The sequence below is a fragment of the Agrobacterium sp. genome (assembly GCF_032092815.1).
GTDB lineage: Bacteria > Pseudomonadota > Alphaproteobacteria > Rhizobiales > Rhizobiaceae > Agrobacterium.
This window is the reverse complement of record NZ_DAMDBP010000020.1, coordinates 1-15,919: the sequence shown is the minus strand read 5'-3', so window position 1 is coordinate 15,919 and position 15,919 is coordinate 1. Positions and strand designations below refer to the sequence as shown.

At 56.1% G+C, this 15,919-nt stretch carries 15 protein-coding genes and 1 pseudogene; 4 read left to right on the top strand and 12 right to left on the bottom strand.

Going from position 1 to position 15,919, the window contains the following annotated elements; all coding sequences use genetic code 11:
- From uppS to RT613_RS13570, 6 genes are all read right to left on the bottom strand, one after another.
- Positions 1-506 (bottom strand): polyprenyl diphosphate synthase (gene uppS, locus RT613_RS13595; protein ID WP_313616135.1); only part of this gene is annotated, 506 nt, incomplete at its 3' end.
- Between the two features lie 72 nt (positions 507-578).
- Positions 579-1,136 carry a ribosome recycling factor gene (gene frr / locus RT613_RS13590; protein ID WP_313616134.1) on the bottom strand — a complete coding sequence of 186 codons (558 nt, stop codon included), beginning with the start codon at positions 1,134-1,136 and terminating at the stop codon, positions 579-581.
- A gap of 65 nt (positions 1,137-1,201) precedes the next feature.
- Positions 1,202-1,924, bottom strand: a complete 723-nt coding sequence (gene pyrH, locus RT613_RS13585; RefSeq protein WP_192487774.1) for a UMP kinase — start codon at positions 1,922-1,924, stop codon at positions 1,202-1,204.
- Between the two features lie 98 nt (positions 1,925-2,022).
- Complete coding sequence (gene tsf / locus RT613_RS13580; RefSeq protein ID WP_313616132.1) at positions 2,023-2,949, bottom strand: translation elongation factor Ts; 927 nt, start codon at positions 2,947-2,949, stop codon at positions 2,023-2,025.
- Positions 2,950-3,204: 255 nt separating this feature from the next.
- Positions 3,205-3,972 carry a 30S ribosomal protein S2 gene (gene rpsB / locus RT613_RS13575; protein WP_313616130.1) on the bottom strand — a complete coding sequence of 256 codons (768 nt, stop codon included), beginning with the start codon at positions 3,970-3,972 and terminating at the stop codon, positions 3,205-3,207.
- A 227-nt stretch (positions 3,973-4,199) separates the two neighbouring features.
- Positions 4,200-5,045, bottom strand: coding sequence for a cell envelope integrity EipB family protein (locus RT613_RS13570; RefSeq protein ID WP_313616128.1), 846 nt, complete (start codon positions 5,043-5,045; stop codon positions 4,200-4,202).
- A 118-nt stretch (positions 5,046-5,163) separates the two neighbouring features.
- Here RT613_RS13570 and RT613_RS13565 point away from each other — a divergent pair.
- From RT613_RS13565 to RT613_RS13550, 4 genes and pseudogenes are all read left to right on the top strand, one after another.
- A pseudogene (locus RT613_RS13565) lies at positions 5,164-5,531 on the top strand (RidA family protein).
- Entirely contained in the window at positions 5,528-6,283 is a 756-nt protein-coding gene (locus RT613_RS13560; protein WP_313616126.1) for a glycerophosphodiester phosphodiesterase, read from the top strand. The pseudogene RT613_RS13565 and the gene RT613_RS13560 overlap by 4 nt, the downstream one beginning before the upstream one ends.
- A complete protein-coding gene (locus RT613_RS13555; protein ID WP_313616124.1) occupies positions 6,280-7,464 on the top strand; it encodes a GNAT family N-acetyltransferase in 1,185 nt (394 codons plus the stop codon). The genes RT613_RS13560 and RT613_RS13555 overlap by 4 nt, the downstream gene beginning before the upstream one ends.
- Before the next feature lie 52 nt (positions 7,465-7,516).
- Positions 7,517-7,939: an HIT family protein gene (locus RT613_RS13550; protein ID WP_313616122.1), complete on the top strand. Its 423-nt coding sequence runs from the start codon at positions 7,517-7,519 to the stop codon at positions 7,937-7,939.
- A gap of 91 nt (positions 7,940-8,030) precedes the next feature.
- Here RT613_RS13550 and RT613_RS13545 read toward each other — a convergent pair whose 3' ends face one another.
- The 6 genes from RT613_RS13545 to cckA form a co-directional block, all read right to left on the bottom strand.
- Positions 8,031-8,372: an AzlD domain-containing protein gene (locus RT613_RS13545; protein ID WP_313616177.1), complete on the bottom strand. Its 342-nt coding sequence runs from the start codon at positions 8,370-8,372 to the stop codon at positions 8,031-8,033.
- Positions 8,372-9,127 (bottom strand): AzlC family ABC transporter permease, encoded by a 756-nt coding sequence (locus RT613_RS13540; RefSeq protein ID WP_313616120.1) that lies wholly within the window; start codon positions 9,125-9,127, stop codon positions 8,372-8,374. Before RT613_RS13540 ends, RT613_RS13545 begins: the two co-directional genes overlap by 1 nt.
- Before the next feature lie 134 nt (positions 9,128-9,261).
- Positions 9,262-11,763, bottom strand: a complete 2,502-nt coding sequence (clpA, locus tag RT613_RS13535; protein ID WP_313616118.1) for an ATP-dependent Clp protease ATP-binding subunit ClpA — start codon at positions 11,761-11,763, stop codon at positions 9,262-9,264.
- A gap of 10 nt (positions 11,764-11,773) precedes the next feature.
- Positions 11,774-12,130 carry an ATP-dependent Clp protease adapter ClpS gene (gene clpS / locus RT613_RS13530; protein ID WP_313616116.1) on the bottom strand — a complete coding sequence of 119 codons (357 nt, stop codon included), beginning with the start codon at positions 12,128-12,130 and terminating at the stop codon, positions 11,774-11,776.
- A 177-nt stretch (positions 12,131-12,307) separates the two neighbouring features.
- A complete protein-coding gene (locus RT613_RS13525; RefSeq protein ID WP_313616115.1) occupies positions 12,308-13,027 on the bottom strand; it encodes a helix-turn-helix transcriptional regulator in 720 nt (239 codons plus the stop codon).
- Positions 13,028-13,269: 242 nt separating this feature from the next.
- A complete protein-coding gene (gene cckA, locus RT613_RS13520; protein WP_313616113.1) occupies positions 13,270-15,876 on the bottom strand; it encodes a cell cycle histidine kinase CckA in 2,607 nt (868 codons plus the stop codon).
- Positions 15,877-15,919: the final 43 nt, after the last annotated feature.

Genomic DNA, 15,919 nt, shown 5'->3' with positions numbered 1-15,919 from the left:
ATGGTATCGGCCGTGATATCTGCCGGCGACAGGATGCCAGCGGCCACATCACGCGCCATGGCGGCAACAGCACGGGCAATTTCGTCACGCGAGCCGTAATTGAAGGCAATCACCAGCGTCAGCGCCGTGTTGTTGCGGGTGGTTTCCTCTGCTTCCAGCAGCAGCGACTTGATATCCGAGCCGAGATTGGTGCGTTCACCAATCACCCGAACGCGCACGTTCGAGCGATGCAGATCGGCCAGATCGCGGCGGATAAATGCCTTCAGGAGACCGAGGAGATCATTGATCTCGGCCTCCGTACGGCGCCAGTTTTCAGAGGAAAAAGCAAACAGGGTCAGATACCTGATGCCATAATCAGCAGACGCGCGCACAACCTCGCGCACAGCCTCGACGCCCCGCTTGTGTCCCATGACACGAGGAAGGCCCCGCTGCTTTGCCCACCGCCCGTTGCCATCCATAATGATGGCAACATGCTCGGGAATAGAAGAACTATCAACGTTCGGCATGAGGATCCAGGTCAATAAATATGGACACGAAAGGCATTAAGGCGGCAGTATAACGAGGTTTTAAATACGACATCAAACCTGCATGATTTCCTTTTCTTTTTCAGAAAGCAAGCGGTCGATGTCGGTAATGGTATCATCCGTCATTTTCTGAACCTTATCAGAAAGCGAACGGCTTTCATCCTGGCCGATGTCACCATCCTTTTCGGCTTTTTTCAGGTCATCCATACCGTCACGACGAACGTGGCGAATGGCGACCTTGGACTTTTCCGCATAATCATGCGCAACCTTGACCAGCGACTTGCGGCGCTCTTCGTTCAGCTCAGGCAGTGGAATACGCAGGTTCTGACCGTCAACGATCGGGTTGAGACCAAGGTTGGATTCGCGGATCGCACGGTCAACCGCACCAACCATTGATTTGTCCCAGATGGAAACGCCCAGCATGCGTGGCTCGGGAACGGTGATGTTGGCCCCCTGATTGAGCGGAACGCGCGAACCGTAGGCATCAACTGTTACCGGATCAAGAATGTTGGCCGATGCACGTCCGGTACGCAAGGACGCGATATCGCTCTTGAATGCGTTAATAGCGCCATCCATACGGCGCTTGATGTCATTGAGGTCAACACCACTCATTTTTCACTCCATCTTTTTCAGGCAGCACAAGCATGATTCCAGAAACGGAATCACCGCATGCGCGATTATTTATCGTGCACGATGGTCTTACGGCCGCCACCGGTCAATATCTGAGCAAAACCGCCCTTCTCATGGATCGAGAAGACGATGATCGGAATATGGTTCTCGCGCGCCAGAGCAACGGCGGCAACATCCATCACGGCGAGGCCCTTGGCAAGAACCTCGGAATGCGTCAACTCGTCGAAACGGGTCGCATCCGGCACCTTTTTCGGGTCGGCGGAATAGATGCCGTCAACCTGCGTACCCTTGAAAATGGCCTGAGCGCCCATTTCAGCCGCGCGCAGCGCTGCAGCCGAGTCGGTGGTGAAGAACGGGTTGCCTGTGCCGCCGGCAAAGATCACCACGCGACCAAGCGACAGGTGGTACAGCGTCGCACGCTGCGAGAAGCTCTCGCAAATCTCAGGCATGGCAATGGCCGACAGAACAACGGTATCGATGTCGAGCTTGCGCAACGAGGTCGCCAGCGCCAGCGCGTTGATCACGGTTGCCAGCATGCCCATGTGGTCACCGGTCACGCGGTCGCCGCCCTTGGAGGCAACAGCCACACCACGGAAAATATTGCCGCCGCCGACCACGACGCCAACCTCGACGCCCATGGCGCGGGCCTCGGCAATATCGGAAGCAATACGGTCGACGATATTCACGTCAATACCGAACCCCTGATCCCCCATCAGGGCTTCGCCAGACGCTTTGAGAAGAACACGGTTGTAAAGCGGTTTGGGAGACATTGTTGATCCTTCGCAATCTATCCGAAACGCCGATACACGAAGGGCACCGCGTTGTCACGCGATGCCCTCAGCTTTTTCACTGTTTGGTGAAGAGGCAATCAGCCTTTTGCAGCCGCAGCAACTTCAGCAGCGAAGTCGCTTTCTTCCTTTTCGACGCCTTCGCCAAGCAGAAGACGAACCATGCCGGTCACTTCGATTTCGGCGCCAGCGAGCTTTTCAGCATCCTTGACGGCCTGGCCAACGGTGATGTCTGGATTGACAACGAAAGCCTGCGACAGAAGTGCAACTTCTTCGAAGAACTTGCGCATACGGCCTTCAACCATCTTTTCGATGATGGCTTCTGGCTTGCCGGATTCGCGGGCCTGCTCGATGAATACGTTGCGCTCGCGCTCAGCAACAGCAGCGTCAACTTCTTCCGAACGGATCGCCAGCGGGTTGGTTGCAGCAACGTGCATGGCAACCTGACGGCCGATGGAGTTCAGAACTTCCTTGTCGCCAACCGACTTCAGAGCAACCAGAACGCCCAGCTTGCCGATGCCGTCGCCAGCAGCGTTATGAACGTAGGTAGCAACAACGCCGTGCTCAACTTCGAGAGCAGCCGAACGACGCAGGGTCATGTTTTCGCCGATGGTGGCGATAGCGTCCTTGAGCGAGTCGGAAACAGTCTTGCCAGTTGCAGGGTAGTTGGCAGCAGCAACGGCTTCAACAGTGCCGTCGGTTGTCAGAGCAACCTGTGCGATACCGCGAACGATGTCCTGGAAGGCATCGTTACGAGCAACGAAGTCGGTTTCAGAGTTAACTTCAACGACAACAGCCTTGTGGCCGATCGTTGCAATACCGACGAGACCTTCAGCAGCGGTACGGCCAGACTTCTTGTCAGCCTTTGCGATACCCTTGGCGCGCAGCCAGTCGATAGCGGCTTCCATGTCGCCATTGGTTTCGCTGAGAGCCTTTTTGCAATCCATCATGCCTGCGCCGGACTTCTCGCGCAGTTCCTTTACCATTGCGGCTGTGATTTCAGTCATTGTGTGCCTCTTGTCGCTTCAGTCGGTCAACCGGCGGAATCACGCGGCACCGACGCCAAGTTTTGGAACGAATGTCCCGGTAGTATGACAGCGTGATGAAAACCTCATCACGAAACTTTATCGCCTCGCCCTGCCCCGAAAATTCAAAGGACAGAGCGGGCTTAAACAAACAAGGCCGTCGACCTGACGGTCAGAAACGGCCTTGTGCATCCTGATTGTGAAAGGCGACCCTAAGATCGCCCAACGGCCTTAATATCAGGCGCCTGCTTCGTCTTCGAGAGCTGGCTCAACTGGCAGCTCCTCGGAAGCGCCAAGGTCACGGCCCGAAGCGCCCTGCTGACGTGCGATGCCGTCGATGGCAGCGCGAGCGATCAGGTCGCAGTAGAGCGCGATTGCGCGGGAAGCGTCGTCGTTACCTGGGATCGGGAAGTCGATGCTGTCCGGATCGCAGTTGGAGTCGATGATTGCAACAACCGGAATACCAAGGCGCTTGGCTTCTTCGATTGCGATCTTTTCCTTGTTGGTGTCGATGATGAACATCAGGTCTGGGGTGCCGCCCATATCGCGGATACCGCCGAGAGCCTTTTCGAGCTTTTCGCGCTCGCGCTCAAGGTTCAGACGCTCTTTCTTGTTGTAGCCCGAACCTTCCGTGTTCAGGATCTCGTCGAGCTTGCGAAGACGCTGGATCGAGTTGGAGATCGTCTTCCAGTTGGTCATCATACCACCGAGCCAACGCGAGTTGACGTAGTACTGAGCCGAACGCTTTGCGCTGTCTGCGATGATGTCGGAAGCCTGACGCTTCGTACCAACGAACAGAACGCGGCCGCCACGAGCAACGGTGTCGGACACGACCTGCAGGGCGCGCGACAGCATCGGAACGGTCTGGGCCAAGTCGATGATGTGAATGTTGTTACGATCGCCGAAGATGTACGGCTTCATTTTCGGGTTCCAGCGGTGTGTCTGGTGACCGAAGTGAATGCCTGCTTCCAAAAGCTGGCGCATAGAAAAATCTGGCAATGCCATGCCTGTAACTCCTTTTCCGGTTTAACCCCCGCGAAGCGAACAGCACTGTTTTGACGAGTGCCACCGGGCGGAACGAACCGGATTTCTCCCGGAACATCCCAAGCTTCGCGTGTGGAATGGTGTGGCGCATACCGCTGCTTCACACAAAAAGCAAGCGAATAAGATGGAATTTCGTCATCGTAGCCGCCTGAAATGCAGTTGCTGCACGCTTTTCAGGCGGAGATGACTTATTTCTGGGTCTGCTTCTCGCAGGATGCCGTTTCGAGAATATCGAGCTTTTTCAGCTTGCCGGTCAAAACGAAGTCGCCATAGTCCAGCACCAGATCACGGGTAATGCCGTTTTCATAGAGCTTGAAGGACATGCGGTAGATCGGCAGGGAATCGGCACCTGACTTGTCGTTGAAATAGGCAATGGTAACCGGCCAGAACGGTGCCTTGGCAAATTGGCCCGCTTCGCTCGCTTCCTTGTCGTCGGACACCGGCGTCTGCGACTTGCCGACCAGCGTCGAGGTGATCAGGCTTTCATCGCCATCGTCAGAGCCATCGAAAATGCGTGATTCGAACATGCGCTTGCCGGCGCGGGCATTGTCGATGACCTGCAACATGTGTTCAGTCGGGAAGTCGCTGGCCACCAGATCAACCTTGCGGCTGTCGGGCCGCACCAGATCGACCACCGTGCCGGCATCCGAGTCGGAAGCAGAGCCGCCCACTTCCTTGTCCAGCTTGTCATCGGTGAAGGATTTGGTGTCGAAGGTGAACTTTCTGGCGGCAGAGTCTTCGAATGTCGTGGTCTGCTGGTCGGTCATGCGCACCGCATCACCCGTATTGATCTGGGTCACGAAGCGGAAGTCGGTTTTATACCCCTGACATGCGGAGCCGGTAAATTCATAGACCATGCGGCCGGACATGTCCTCAATGCCGGAGCGCTCGGAGGAATCGCGCAGTTCCAGATCATACACCGCACGATGGGCAATCAGGCCTGTCGCAGCAGTGCCAGGGATTGCTTGCGCCGCACCCGCAATCGAGCCCGAAAGGCTTGCGACGAAAACAAACGCAATGTTGCGAACTAACATTCAATATCTCCTGTTGGACTCATCGCCCATATTGTAGAAAGCATGCGCCCGTCGCTTGGGATCGTCCATCCTGAATGCCGGATTCTTGTCCGTTTTACAATAAAACCGGGGATCAAAAATGTCTGACGCCATGGAAGGTCGCCTTAAAGAGCTTGGTTATACACTGTCAGTTGCTGCGGCACCTCAGGCAAACTACGTTCCTTTCGCCATCAGCGGTAATCTTCTTTATATCTCCGGGCAATTGCCGATGGAATCAGGCAAGATTGCGGTGACCGGTCATGTGGGCCGCGATGTGGACGTTGCAGCCGCTCAACGGGCTGCCGAACTGTGTGCCGTCAACAGCACCTTGTCATCAACGGGGCTTCCAACCTTATTGGCCATGTTTTCGGTGATGCGGGCAAACATGCCCGTGCCACCGTCGGCGTGACTTCCCTACCCTTCAATGCCGCCGTCGAGATCGACGCAATCGTGGAAATAGACGTATGACCGTAAAGCTTGCCTTTCTGACTGCCCAGCCTGTGGCCCATCGCGGCTATCACGACATGAACCACCAGATCTGGGAAAACACCCTGTCCGCCTTCAGCCGGGCCATCGAGGCCGGTTTTGCCATTGAATGCGACGTGCAACTGGCCGCAGACAGCGTTCCCGTGGTTTTCCATGATGATGACATGGCCCGCCTGACCGGCATCAAGGGTGACGTGCGTGAAAAGACCTCGGCCGAACTTGGCCTGCTTTCCGTTGGCCAGACCAAGGATCGCATTCCAACCCTGAAACAGCTGTTGAAACTCTGCGCCGGCAAGGTGCCGCTGGTGATCGAGCTGAAAGGCCGTGAAGGCGAAGGCGTGGATGACGGTTTTGCCGAGGCGGTTCTCGAAGACCTTGAGGGATATGAGGGTCCAGTCGCGCTGATGAGCTTTGACCATCATCTGCTGAAAGACCTGAAAAAGGCCGGCTCTCCATGGCCGCTTGGCCTGACCGCCGAAGGTGACAAGCCGGAAGAGTTCTTCCGCCATGATGAGGCGATGCAAATCGGAATCGACTTCATCTCCTACCACTATGGTCACCTGCCCAACAGCTTTATCGATGCGCAGCGCAAACTCAGCATACCGGTGATTACCTGGACGGTAAGGGATGAAAATGCCCGTGCGATTACCTATAAATATGCAGACCAGATGACATTCGAGGGTTTCGACCCCAGAGCGTCGGACCCAAGAGAAAGCCAGTCAGCAAACGCATGAGCGAAGAATACGCCATCCGCATTGAACAATCCTTCAGGGATATCGCACCGGACGACTGGAACAGGCTTTCCGGTGCGTCCAAAGCGCTGCGGACGGAACCCTATAATCCGTTTATCTCCCATGCATTTTTATCGGCCATGGAAGAGTCCGGATCAGCCACGGCAAAAACCGGCTGGCTTGGCCATCACATGCTGCTGGAGCGCGGTGATGGCACGCTGGTCGGTGCCGTGCCCGCCTATCTCAAAAACCACAGCAAGGGCGAATATGTCTTTGACCATGGCTGGGCCGACGCTTTCGAGCGGGCTGGCGGTCACTATTACCCCAAGCTGCAGGTCTCCGTTCCCTTTACCCCTGCAACCGGCCCTCGCCTGTTGACCGCAGGTGATGTGGATGCCGCTCCCTTCCGCCAGGTACTGGCGTCAGGTCTTCGCCAGGTCACGGAAAAGATCGGCGTTTCCTCCACCCACGTCACCTTCGCACCGGATGGTGACATGCAGGCTTTGACGGATGAAAGTTTCCTGCACCGCACCGACCAGCAGTTCCACTTCATCAACAATGGCTTCCGCGATCATGCGGATTTTCTCGATGCGCTGTCATCGCGCAAGCGCAAGGATTTGAGGAAAGAACGCAAGGCGGCATTGGAAAACGGCATCAGCATCGACTGGCTAACCGGCAGTGATCTGACCGAAGAGATCTGGGACCAGTTCTTTACCTTCTATATGGATACCGGCAGCCGAAAATGGGGCCGCCCCTATCTGACCCGCGCGTTTTATTCGCTGATTGGCGAGCGCATGGCCGATGACATCTTGCTTGTCATGGCAAAACGTGACGGCCGTTATGTGGCCGGTGCCATCAACTTCATTGGTGGTGACGCGCTTTATGGCCGCCATTGGGGCTGCATTGAAGACCACCCCTATCTGCATTTCGAGGTCTGTTACCATCAGGCCATCGATTTTGCGCTATCGCGCGGCCTGCAGCGGGTTGAGGCCGGTGCACAGGGCGAACACAAGCTGGCGCGCGGTTATACGCCTGTCACCACCCATTCGGCGCATTTCATTGCCCATGCCGGTCTGCGCAACGCCATTTCCGCCTATCTCGAACGTGAGCGCGAGGAAGTGGAGCAGATCAGCGATTATCTTGACGATCACAGCCCGTTCCGCAAAGGCGAACGGCAAGACTGACACGTATCTCCAGAGATATGTCTACCCATTCATTCCATGAGGAGAGCATTCAATGACCACCGGTTATGACGACAACAACATCTTTGCAAAAATCCTGCGTGGCGAAATTCCCTGCCACAAGGTTTACGAGGATGACGACACGCTGGCCTTCATGGATGTGATGCCACAGGCACCGGGTCACCTGCTGGTGATACCGAAGACCGGTTCGCGCAACCTGTTTGATGCTGACCCTGCCGTTCTGGCAAAAACCCTGCCTGTCGTGCAAAAACTGGCCAACGCGGCAAAGGAAGCCTTTGATGCGGACGGCGTTTACATCGCGCAGTTCAATGAGCCAGCCGCTGGCCAAACCGTGTTCCATCTGCATTTCCACGTCGTGCCACGCAAGGAAGGCATTCCATTGAAGCCGCATTCCGGCACGATGGAAGATGGCGCCGTGCTGGCTGCCAATGCACAGAAGGTGCGCGACGCGCTGTGATCAGCCCGGCGCAGATTTCATGCGTCTGACAAAAAACGAAAGGCAGCTTTCCCCCTGGGGTAAGCTGCCTTTTTCATGCGTGGTATAAGTTTCAGAAACCGATGAACAGCAGCCCTGCGGTCAACAGCAGGATCGACACGGCCACCCCCACCAGCACGCGCTGGCCCAAAAGCAGAAAGGCTGCAAAACCGAGGCTGGCAGCACCAATGCGCAGCCACATCGGCGTATGGTCCAGTGTGCCTGTCGGGAACACGATCAGTTTGGCTGTGACGGCCATGACAAGAGTGGTGGCAACCGCCCTCACCCAATAAAGCGCTTCGGAGCCTTCTTTCAGCCTGTTACCGGCAATCACCCCAAGCCAGCGCCAGATATCGGTGGCAAGCCATCCGGCAACGGCAATCAACAGATAGGGCCACCATCCTTCCAGGGCGATCATGGTTCGATCTCCCCGGCTTGTGCCTGGATCTTGCGGCGAAACCACCAGCGATCAATGAAATAGGCCAGCGTGCCGCCGCCCAGTCCGGCATAGATGATGTCGAATTCCGGTTCGATCATCGCAAACAGTGGCCCGGCCACAAGGCCGATGACAAAGGCAACCTTGACCACCGAATGGGTGGCGGACGCCCAGATGGAGGCGACGAAATAGACCGGCGTCATGAAAAACAGCACGCCCGCCACCAGCGGCGGGAAGGATGCAACGATGCCGAAGGACACCGCCACGATCAGCGTGTTGACCAGCGTCAGCGTCATGGCAAAACCGGCAAACCATGACACACGAAACGGACGCGGCACGGAATTGATGTTCTGGGTGGTAAACACCCAGGCGGTAATCGCCACGAAATGCGACAGAAACAGCAAAAGCCAGGTGGGTGTGCGTGAGGTTTTCAGATCAGGCACGATGGAAGCAACCATCGGCATCATGCGCACGGAAGACAATGTCACTGCCAGGAAACATGCCGCCAGATTGGCACCGCCGAGCATCGAGCCGATCAGGATCATCTTGGCTGGCAGAGCCCAGACGGAAAAGGTCATGAACACGGCCTGTTCACGGGTAAAACCGGATTCCAGGGCAAAGGCGCTAAAGCCAATGAAGGAAGCCATGAGGATCATGGCGGGCAAGGAGAATATCCCCTTCATTCCCTTGGCAAACCACAGGGCATGGGTACCCTGATTTACTTCCGCAGACATTGTCACGCTTTCATGGATCACGACCTGTTATGTGCAGGTCAAAGATGGCGGCCCGGTTGGCTTGGTGAGAAGTGCCGGGCACACATAAAAAGTGCCGGGATTTACCCGGCACTTCGTTGATTAAAAGCAGTCGCTTATTTCTTCTTTGGCACTTTCGGCACCGTGTTGGTCTTGCGGGGTGCCTTGGTTTCAGCCTTTGCCTTTTCAGGGGCTTCGGCCACCAGAACCTCGGCTTCCGCCTGCTCGGCCTTGGCCGTTTTGCTGGCAGCCTTGACCTTGGTTTTGGCTGCCTTGGCGGCTTTCAACTCGGCTTCCGGCTTTGGCTTGACCGGTGCGGTTTCTGGATGGGATTCCAGAACCAGACCGTCCTTGCCATCGTCCTTCTTGCCGACGGTCACGGTGACAACACCGCCCTTCTTCAGCTTGCCGAACAGGATCTCATTGGCCAGAGGCTTCTTGATATGCTCCTGAATGACGCGGCTGAGCGGACGTGCGCCCATCTTTTCGTCGTAACCACGCTCTGCCAACCAGGCAATCGCATCCTCATGCAGATCAAAGGTCACGTTACGCTCGGAAAGCTGGCTTTCCAGCTGCATAACGAACTTCTGAACCACGCGGTGGATAACGGTGGTCGGCAGCGGCGAGAACGGAATGATCGCATCCAGACGGTTGCGGAACTCCGGTGTGAACAGGCGGTTCAAGGCCTCTTCATCCTCACCCGAACGCTTGGACGAACCGAAACCGATTGCCGACTTGGCCATTTCAGACGCGCCAGCATTGGTCGTCATGATCAGAATGACGTTGCGGAAGTCGATCTTCTTGCCGTTGTGGTCGGTCAGCGAGCCATGGTCCATAACCTGCAACAGAATGTTGTAGATATCCGGATGGGCCTTTTCGATTTCGTCCAGTAGCACGACGCAGTGTGGATGCTGGTCGACGCCATCGGTCAGCAGACCGCCCTGGTCGAAACCGACATAACCGGGAGGTGCGCCGAGCAACCGCGAAACGGTGTGCCGTTCCATATATTCCGACATGTCGAAGCGCAGCATCTCGACACCGAGCGAAGCAGCAAGCTGCTTGGCAACCTCGGTCTTGCCGACGCCCGTCGGGCCGGAGAAGACATAGGAGCCGATTGGCTTGTTGGGTTCACGAAGACCGGCACGGGCCAGCTTGATTGCCGTGGACAGGGCTTCGATGGCCGTATCCTGACCGTAAACAACCGACAGCAGTTCCTTTTCAAGGTTGGCGAGAACCATCTCGTCGTCCTTGGAAACAGTTTTTGCCGGAATACGGGCCATGGTGGCGATCGTAACCTCGATTTCCTTTTCGGTAATCAGCTTGCGACGTTTGGAGGCAGGCAACAGCATCTGTGCCGCACCCGTTTCATCGATCACGTCAATTGCCTTGTCGGGCAGCTTGCGATCGGAAATGTAACGGGCAGACAGCTCAACGGCAGCCTTGATCGCCTCATTGGTATAACGAAGATGATGGTAATCCTCGAAATATGGCTTGAGGCCCTTCATGATCTCGATGGCATCGTCAATCGATGGCTCATTGACGTCGATCTTCTGGAAACGACGAACAAGGGCGCGGTCCTTTTCAAAGAACTGGCGATATTCCTTGTAAGTCGTGGACCCGATGCAACGGATCGCACCAGACGACAGGGCTGGCTTCAACAGGTTGGATGCGTCCATGGCACCGCCTGAGGTCGCACCGGCACCAATGACCGTGTGGATCTCGTCGATGAACAGCACCGCACCAGGAAACTCTTCGAGTTCCTTGACGACCTGCTTCAGACGCTCTTCGAAGTCACCGCGGTAACGTGTGCCCGCCAGAAGCGTGCCCATGTCGAGCGAGAAGATCGTGTCGTTGCGCAGTGCTTCCGGCACCTTGCCTTCCACGATACGCTTGGCCAGACCTTCGGCAATCGCCGTTTTACCGACGCCCGGATCGCCCACATAAAGCGGGTTGTTCTTGGAGCGGCGGCACAGCACCTGAATGGTCCTGTTGACCTCGTCATGACGGCCGATCAGCGGATCGATCTTGCCGACCTTGGCCTTTTCATTGAGGTTGACGCAGTAAGCCTTAAGCGCGTCCTGCTGCTTCTTCGGACCTGCGTCCTCGTCGCTGCGTGGCGCCTTGTTTTCAGAATCACCCTCTTCCGAACCACGTGGCGTTCTGGTCTGGGACGTGCCCGGACGCTTGCCAATGCCGTGAGAGATGTAGTTGACCGCGTCGTAACGGGTCATCTCCTGTTCCTGCAGGAAGTAGGCTGCGTGGCTTTCACGCTCGGCAAAGATAGCAACAAGCACGTTGGCGCCTGTTACCTCTTCCCGGCCAGAGGACTGGACGTGAATGACCGCACGCTGGATGACGCGCTGGAAACCGGATGTGGGTTTGGAATCCTCGTCATATCCGGTGACGAGGTTGGAAAGCTCATTATCGATATATTCACCGACGGTCTTGCGCAAAACGTCCAGATTGACGTTGCAAGCACCCATGACGGCTGCTGCATCTGCATCGTCGATCAGTGCCAGAAGCAGGTGTTCAAGAGTTGCATATTCATGATGACGCTCGTTGGCAAAGGTCAATGCCTGATGCAGCGCCTTCTCAAGACTTGGGGAAAAAGTTGGCACGTTGCGATCCTCATTTCTTTTCCATGACGCATTGCAGCGGATGCTGATGCTGTCGGGCGAAATCCATGACCTGACTTACTTTCGTCTCGGCGACTTCATATGTAAAGACACCACATTCACCGACCCCATGCTGATGGACGTGCAACATGATACGCGTTGCCGCTTCGCGGTCTTTCTGGAAAAAGCGTTCCAGAATGTGGATCACGAATTCCATAGGCGTATAGTCGTCGTTCAAAAGCAAAACCCGGTAGAGATTTGGTTTTTTCGTCTTGGGCTTTACGCGGGTGATGACCGATGTTCCGCGGTTGGTACCGCCGTCACCATCATTGTCACCTTCGCCCTGCATGTAGATCGGCTTAGCGATCATGTTTCATCATTCTCCAAATCAATTCCGGTGGGGAGATCATATCGGAAATCAAATCCCTTCCCCAACATATTTAAGTGCTCTGATCGAGATTTTAAGCCCCTTTGACGCAACCGTAAAATCAAATGAATTTACTTGCAGTTTACGAATGCGACAGAATTGCTACGAAATCCCGGTCCCTCAAAAAATAACGCCCTGCCGCAAGGCGCTGGCGACGGCATGTTCAACCGACAACGCATCCAGCTTGCGACAGATGGATGCCAAAAGATACTGAACGGTTCTGGCAGAAAGCCCTGTAATGGCGGCAACATGGGCACGCCGGTTCCCTTCTGAGATGGAATGCAGCACCCGTTTTTCAAGGGTGGTCAGGCCGCAATCGCTGTTTTCCTGCGAGCGAAACACCAGCGACAGCCGCTCATGCATCTGGATCATCAACAAATTAAGTTGATCAAGCTCGTCCTGATCGGGGTTGTTGCGCGCCCCGGCAAAACCGATGATCCTGATCTTGTCCCACAGCCCGAAATTGGGAAAACTCACCCCCATCGTCAATCTGGCATCGTGAAACAGCCGCACCGCCGCCTCGCTCAGCTTCATGCGCTGGCCATATTCATCCATTCTCCAGGCAACCGGCATCAGGCGCGAAACGGAATCAACGAAAATCTTGTTGTCGAAATCCGGCACCATCCGTTCCAGCTTTTCGAGAAACAGTTCGGTGAAATTGGAAAAAAGATGCGACTGGGCAAATTCCAGATGATTTTTCTTGGCGCGGTCAAACACGTAATAGGCACGAAAACCAAACAGCCACTGAATATCGGCAAGCACCTTCGAGGCTTCACCCACCGATGACACCCGGTTCGTCCGCAAGACGATATCTGTCCAGTCGCTACTGCTGATCGTCAAAAAATCATGCCACCTGTCGCCGCCAAAACGATCTCATTTCCCCAAGTCCAGAGGCTTTAAGAGATACGCTTTAACACGTTGAATTACTGCATAATCCCCACCTCAAACCTCTGCCGGTTCAAGGCCCTGGACAGTGGTGCAAGGACAAGCGGAACCTGACGAAACCGCAGAGCTGGTCAGCCTTTTTCGTGTGACCATACCCCTTGATCTGTCGGGCCCGCATATCCAAAATGCGGCACCCCTCACTCGTCATTATCAAGCATTTCGCGCACGGCAACGGCCAGTTGCTTCAAGGAGAACGGTTTTGGCAGGAAGCCGAATTTGGCGTCTTCCGGCAGGTTCTTGGCAAAGGCGTCTTCGGCGTAACCGGATACGAAGATGAATTTCAGGTCCGGATAGTTCTTGCGCAGTTCACGCAGCAATGACGGACCGTCCATCTCAGGCATGACCACGTCGGACACGACGATATCGACCTTGCCTTCCAGCTCTTCCATCACATCGAGCGCTTCAACGCCGGACCCCGCCTCATGCACGGTGTAACCACGGGTTTCTAGCATGCGTTTGCCGCCACGACGCACCGCCTCTTCGTCTTCCACCAGAAGAACGACGGCAGACTTGCCGGTGAGGTCGATGTCATCGGTCTTGGCGGCGGCGGCAGGTGCGGCATCGGCCAACTTCTTGTCACCACCGGCGGCAATCGCTTCCGGTTCGGCAACAACGGCTTCCACGATGTGACGTGGCAGGAAGATACGGAATGCCGTGCCCTTGCCCACTTCCGATTCGGGATAGATGTAACCGCCGGACTGCTTGACGATACCGTAAACCATCGACAGGCCAAGGCCGGTACCCTTGCCAACATCCTTGGTGGTGAAGAACGGCTCGAAAATCTTGTCCATGATTTCGGGCGCGATTCCCGTACCGGTATCGGACACTTCGATCATCACGAGATCTTCGGTTGGAATATCGGAGCGGTTGAGCGCTGCAGCATCATCTGCGGTTACGTTGCGGGTCTTGATGCGGATGGTGCCGCCACTTGGCATGGCATCACGCGCATTGACGCACAGGTTGATCAGGACCTGTTCGAACTGCGACAGGTCGGTTTTGACCGGCCACAGATCGCGGCCATAATCGACCTCAAGCTTGACGTTGGTGCCCGAAATCAGGCGGTCTACCAGCATGCGCAGGTCGCCCACCACATCGGTCATGTTCAACACCGCCGGACGCATGGTCTGCTTACGCGAGAAGGCCAGCAACTGGCGCACCAGCACCGCTGCACGGTTGGCGTTGCGCTTGATTTCCATCAGGTCGGCGAAAGAGGCATCGGCCGGGCGGGCCTGCAGCAGAAGGTGGTCCGACGACAATAGGATTGCGGTCAACACGTTGTTGAAGTCGTGCGCAATACCACCGGCCAGCGTGCCAACGGCATTCATCTTCTGGGTTTGTGCCATCTGGGTTTCGAGCGCCTTCTGCTCGGTCACCTCAATGGCGTAAACAATGGCGACCTCTTCCGGCGCCTCTTCATTCTGGTCGATTACCGCATTGACGTAATAACGGAAGTGACGGCCCTCTTCGCCTGGATGGCGGGAATCGAAGGGAGCAATATCGCCCTGGCGATCCCTGGCAGCGTCCAGCGCCTGCGCCAGATGGCCCTTCTCATTGTCGTGGATGACCTTTTCGAACTGGACGCCACGGTCCACATCATCACGGCTGACAACCGAGGAGAACAGCTTGAGGAACGGCGCATTGGTGCGCAGGATGCGGCCCTGCCCGTCCAGCGAGGCAATGGCCATCGGCGTATTGTTGAAAAAGCGCGTGAAACGCATGGCCGAGGCCGAACGATCGTCGCTTTCGACATTGGTGCGCATCAACACGATGGTGCGGCTTTCACCGACTGAACCGTCGCGGGCGGCAGTGACCTTGTGCACCAGGCGCACCGGTACGCTCTGGCCATTGGCCTTGCGCATGTCGAGATCAACCGTTTCGGTGCGGGACTGGCCAGCCGTTGCCTTGACCGATTCCAGAAGCGCCATGCCCTCGCCGGCCACGATGTCGGATACCGTCATCGAACCCGGCGCAAACTGGGCAAGATCAACACCCAGCCATTCAGCCAGAGTGGCGTTCAAATAGATAATCTCACCCTTTTTGCCGGATGAGAAAAAGCCCGATGGCGCATGATCGAGATAATCGATGGCGTTTTGCAACTCGCGGAAAAACCGCTCCTGATCTTCCCGCTCGGCCGTGATGTCGATGATCTGGAAGACATGCAGCGGATCACCGCCCGCCTCGCTCAGAAGGCGTGCCTTGAGGCGATACCAGTGCGGGCCGGACGACGACGTGCCATCGCCAATCGATTTCAAAAGGCGGAATTCTTCATGGCCGCTCTGGCCTTCCCGCAATTTGTTGATCAGCCGGTACAGCGCCTCGGTTGATTCGCGGTTGCGCGACAACAGCGTTTCAAGGCTCTGGATATCCATGGCCTTGACCGCACCAGTCATCTGGCAATAGGCGCTGTTGGCGTAAACGATGCGGCCCTTGGGGTCGGTGACGATAATGCCATCAGGATGGCTTGCCAGAAAACGCCGCGCCAGCACGTCGGAGCGCGACTGCGGCATGACCTCGATGAAACCGATGATCGAAGACACCAGAAAAAATATGCCGACCATGGCCAGCACACCGAGAATGCCCAGCACGATCTCGTTTTCGAGGGAATTCTTGAAATAAACGAAGGCCACGGCAGCAGCCACCAGAATGACCGCAAGGAAAAGTATTCTTACAACCGTTCCTGTACGGGCTTGCCTGTCCATCAATGGCAGGTCGTCATTTTCGCTGGCCTGGCCCACCCGTGTCATCTCTTCCTCGTATTCTTGCAGGGCATTTCCGGACTACAGATTG

Excerpts from the sequence above, each read along its gene's own strand:
- RT613_RS13540 (WP_313616120.1), bottom strand. The coding sequence starts at position 9,127 with ATGTCTGCGGAAGTAAATCAGGGTACCCATGCCCTGTGGTTTGCCAAG.
- pyrH (WP_192487774.1), bottom strand. The coding sequence starts at position 1,924 with ATGTCTCCCAAACCGCTTTACAACCGTGTTCTTCTCAAAGCGTCTGGC.
- frr (WP_313616134.1), bottom strand. The coding sequence starts at position 1,136 with ATGAGTGGTGTTGACCTCAATGACATCAAGCGCCGTATGGATGGCGCT.
- RT613_RS13550 (WP_313616122.1), top strand. The coding sequence starts at position 7,517 with ATGACCACCGGTTATGACGACAACAACATCTTTGCAAAAATCCTGCGT.
- tsf (WP_313616132.1), bottom strand. The coding sequence starts at position 2,949 with ATGACTGAAATCACAGCCGCAATGGTAAAGGAACTGCGCGAGAAGTCC.
- RT613_RS13555 (WP_313616124.1), top strand. The coding sequence starts at position 6,280 with ATGAGCGAAGAATACGCCATCCGCATTGAACAATCCTTCAGGGATATC.
- RT613_RS13570 (WP_313616128.1), bottom strand. The coding sequence starts at position 5,045 with ATGTTAGTTCGCAACATTGCGTTTGTTTTCGTCGCAAGCCTTTCGGGC.
- cckA (WP_313616113.1), bottom strand. The coding sequence starts at position 15,876 with ATGACACGGGTGGGCCAGGCCAGCGAAAATGACGACCTGCCATTGATG.
- clpS (WP_313616116.1), bottom strand. The coding sequence starts at position 12,130 with ATGATCGCTAAGCCGATCTACATGCAGGGCGAAGGTGACAATGATGGT.
- RT613_RS13560 (WP_313616126.1), top strand. The coding sequence starts at position 5,528 with ATGACCGTAAAGCTTGCCTTTCTGACTGCCCAGCCTGTGGCCCATCGC.
- rpsB (WP_313616130.1), bottom strand. The coding sequence starts at position 3,972 with ATGGCATTGCCAGATTTTTCTATGCGCCAGCTTTTGGAAGCAGGCATT.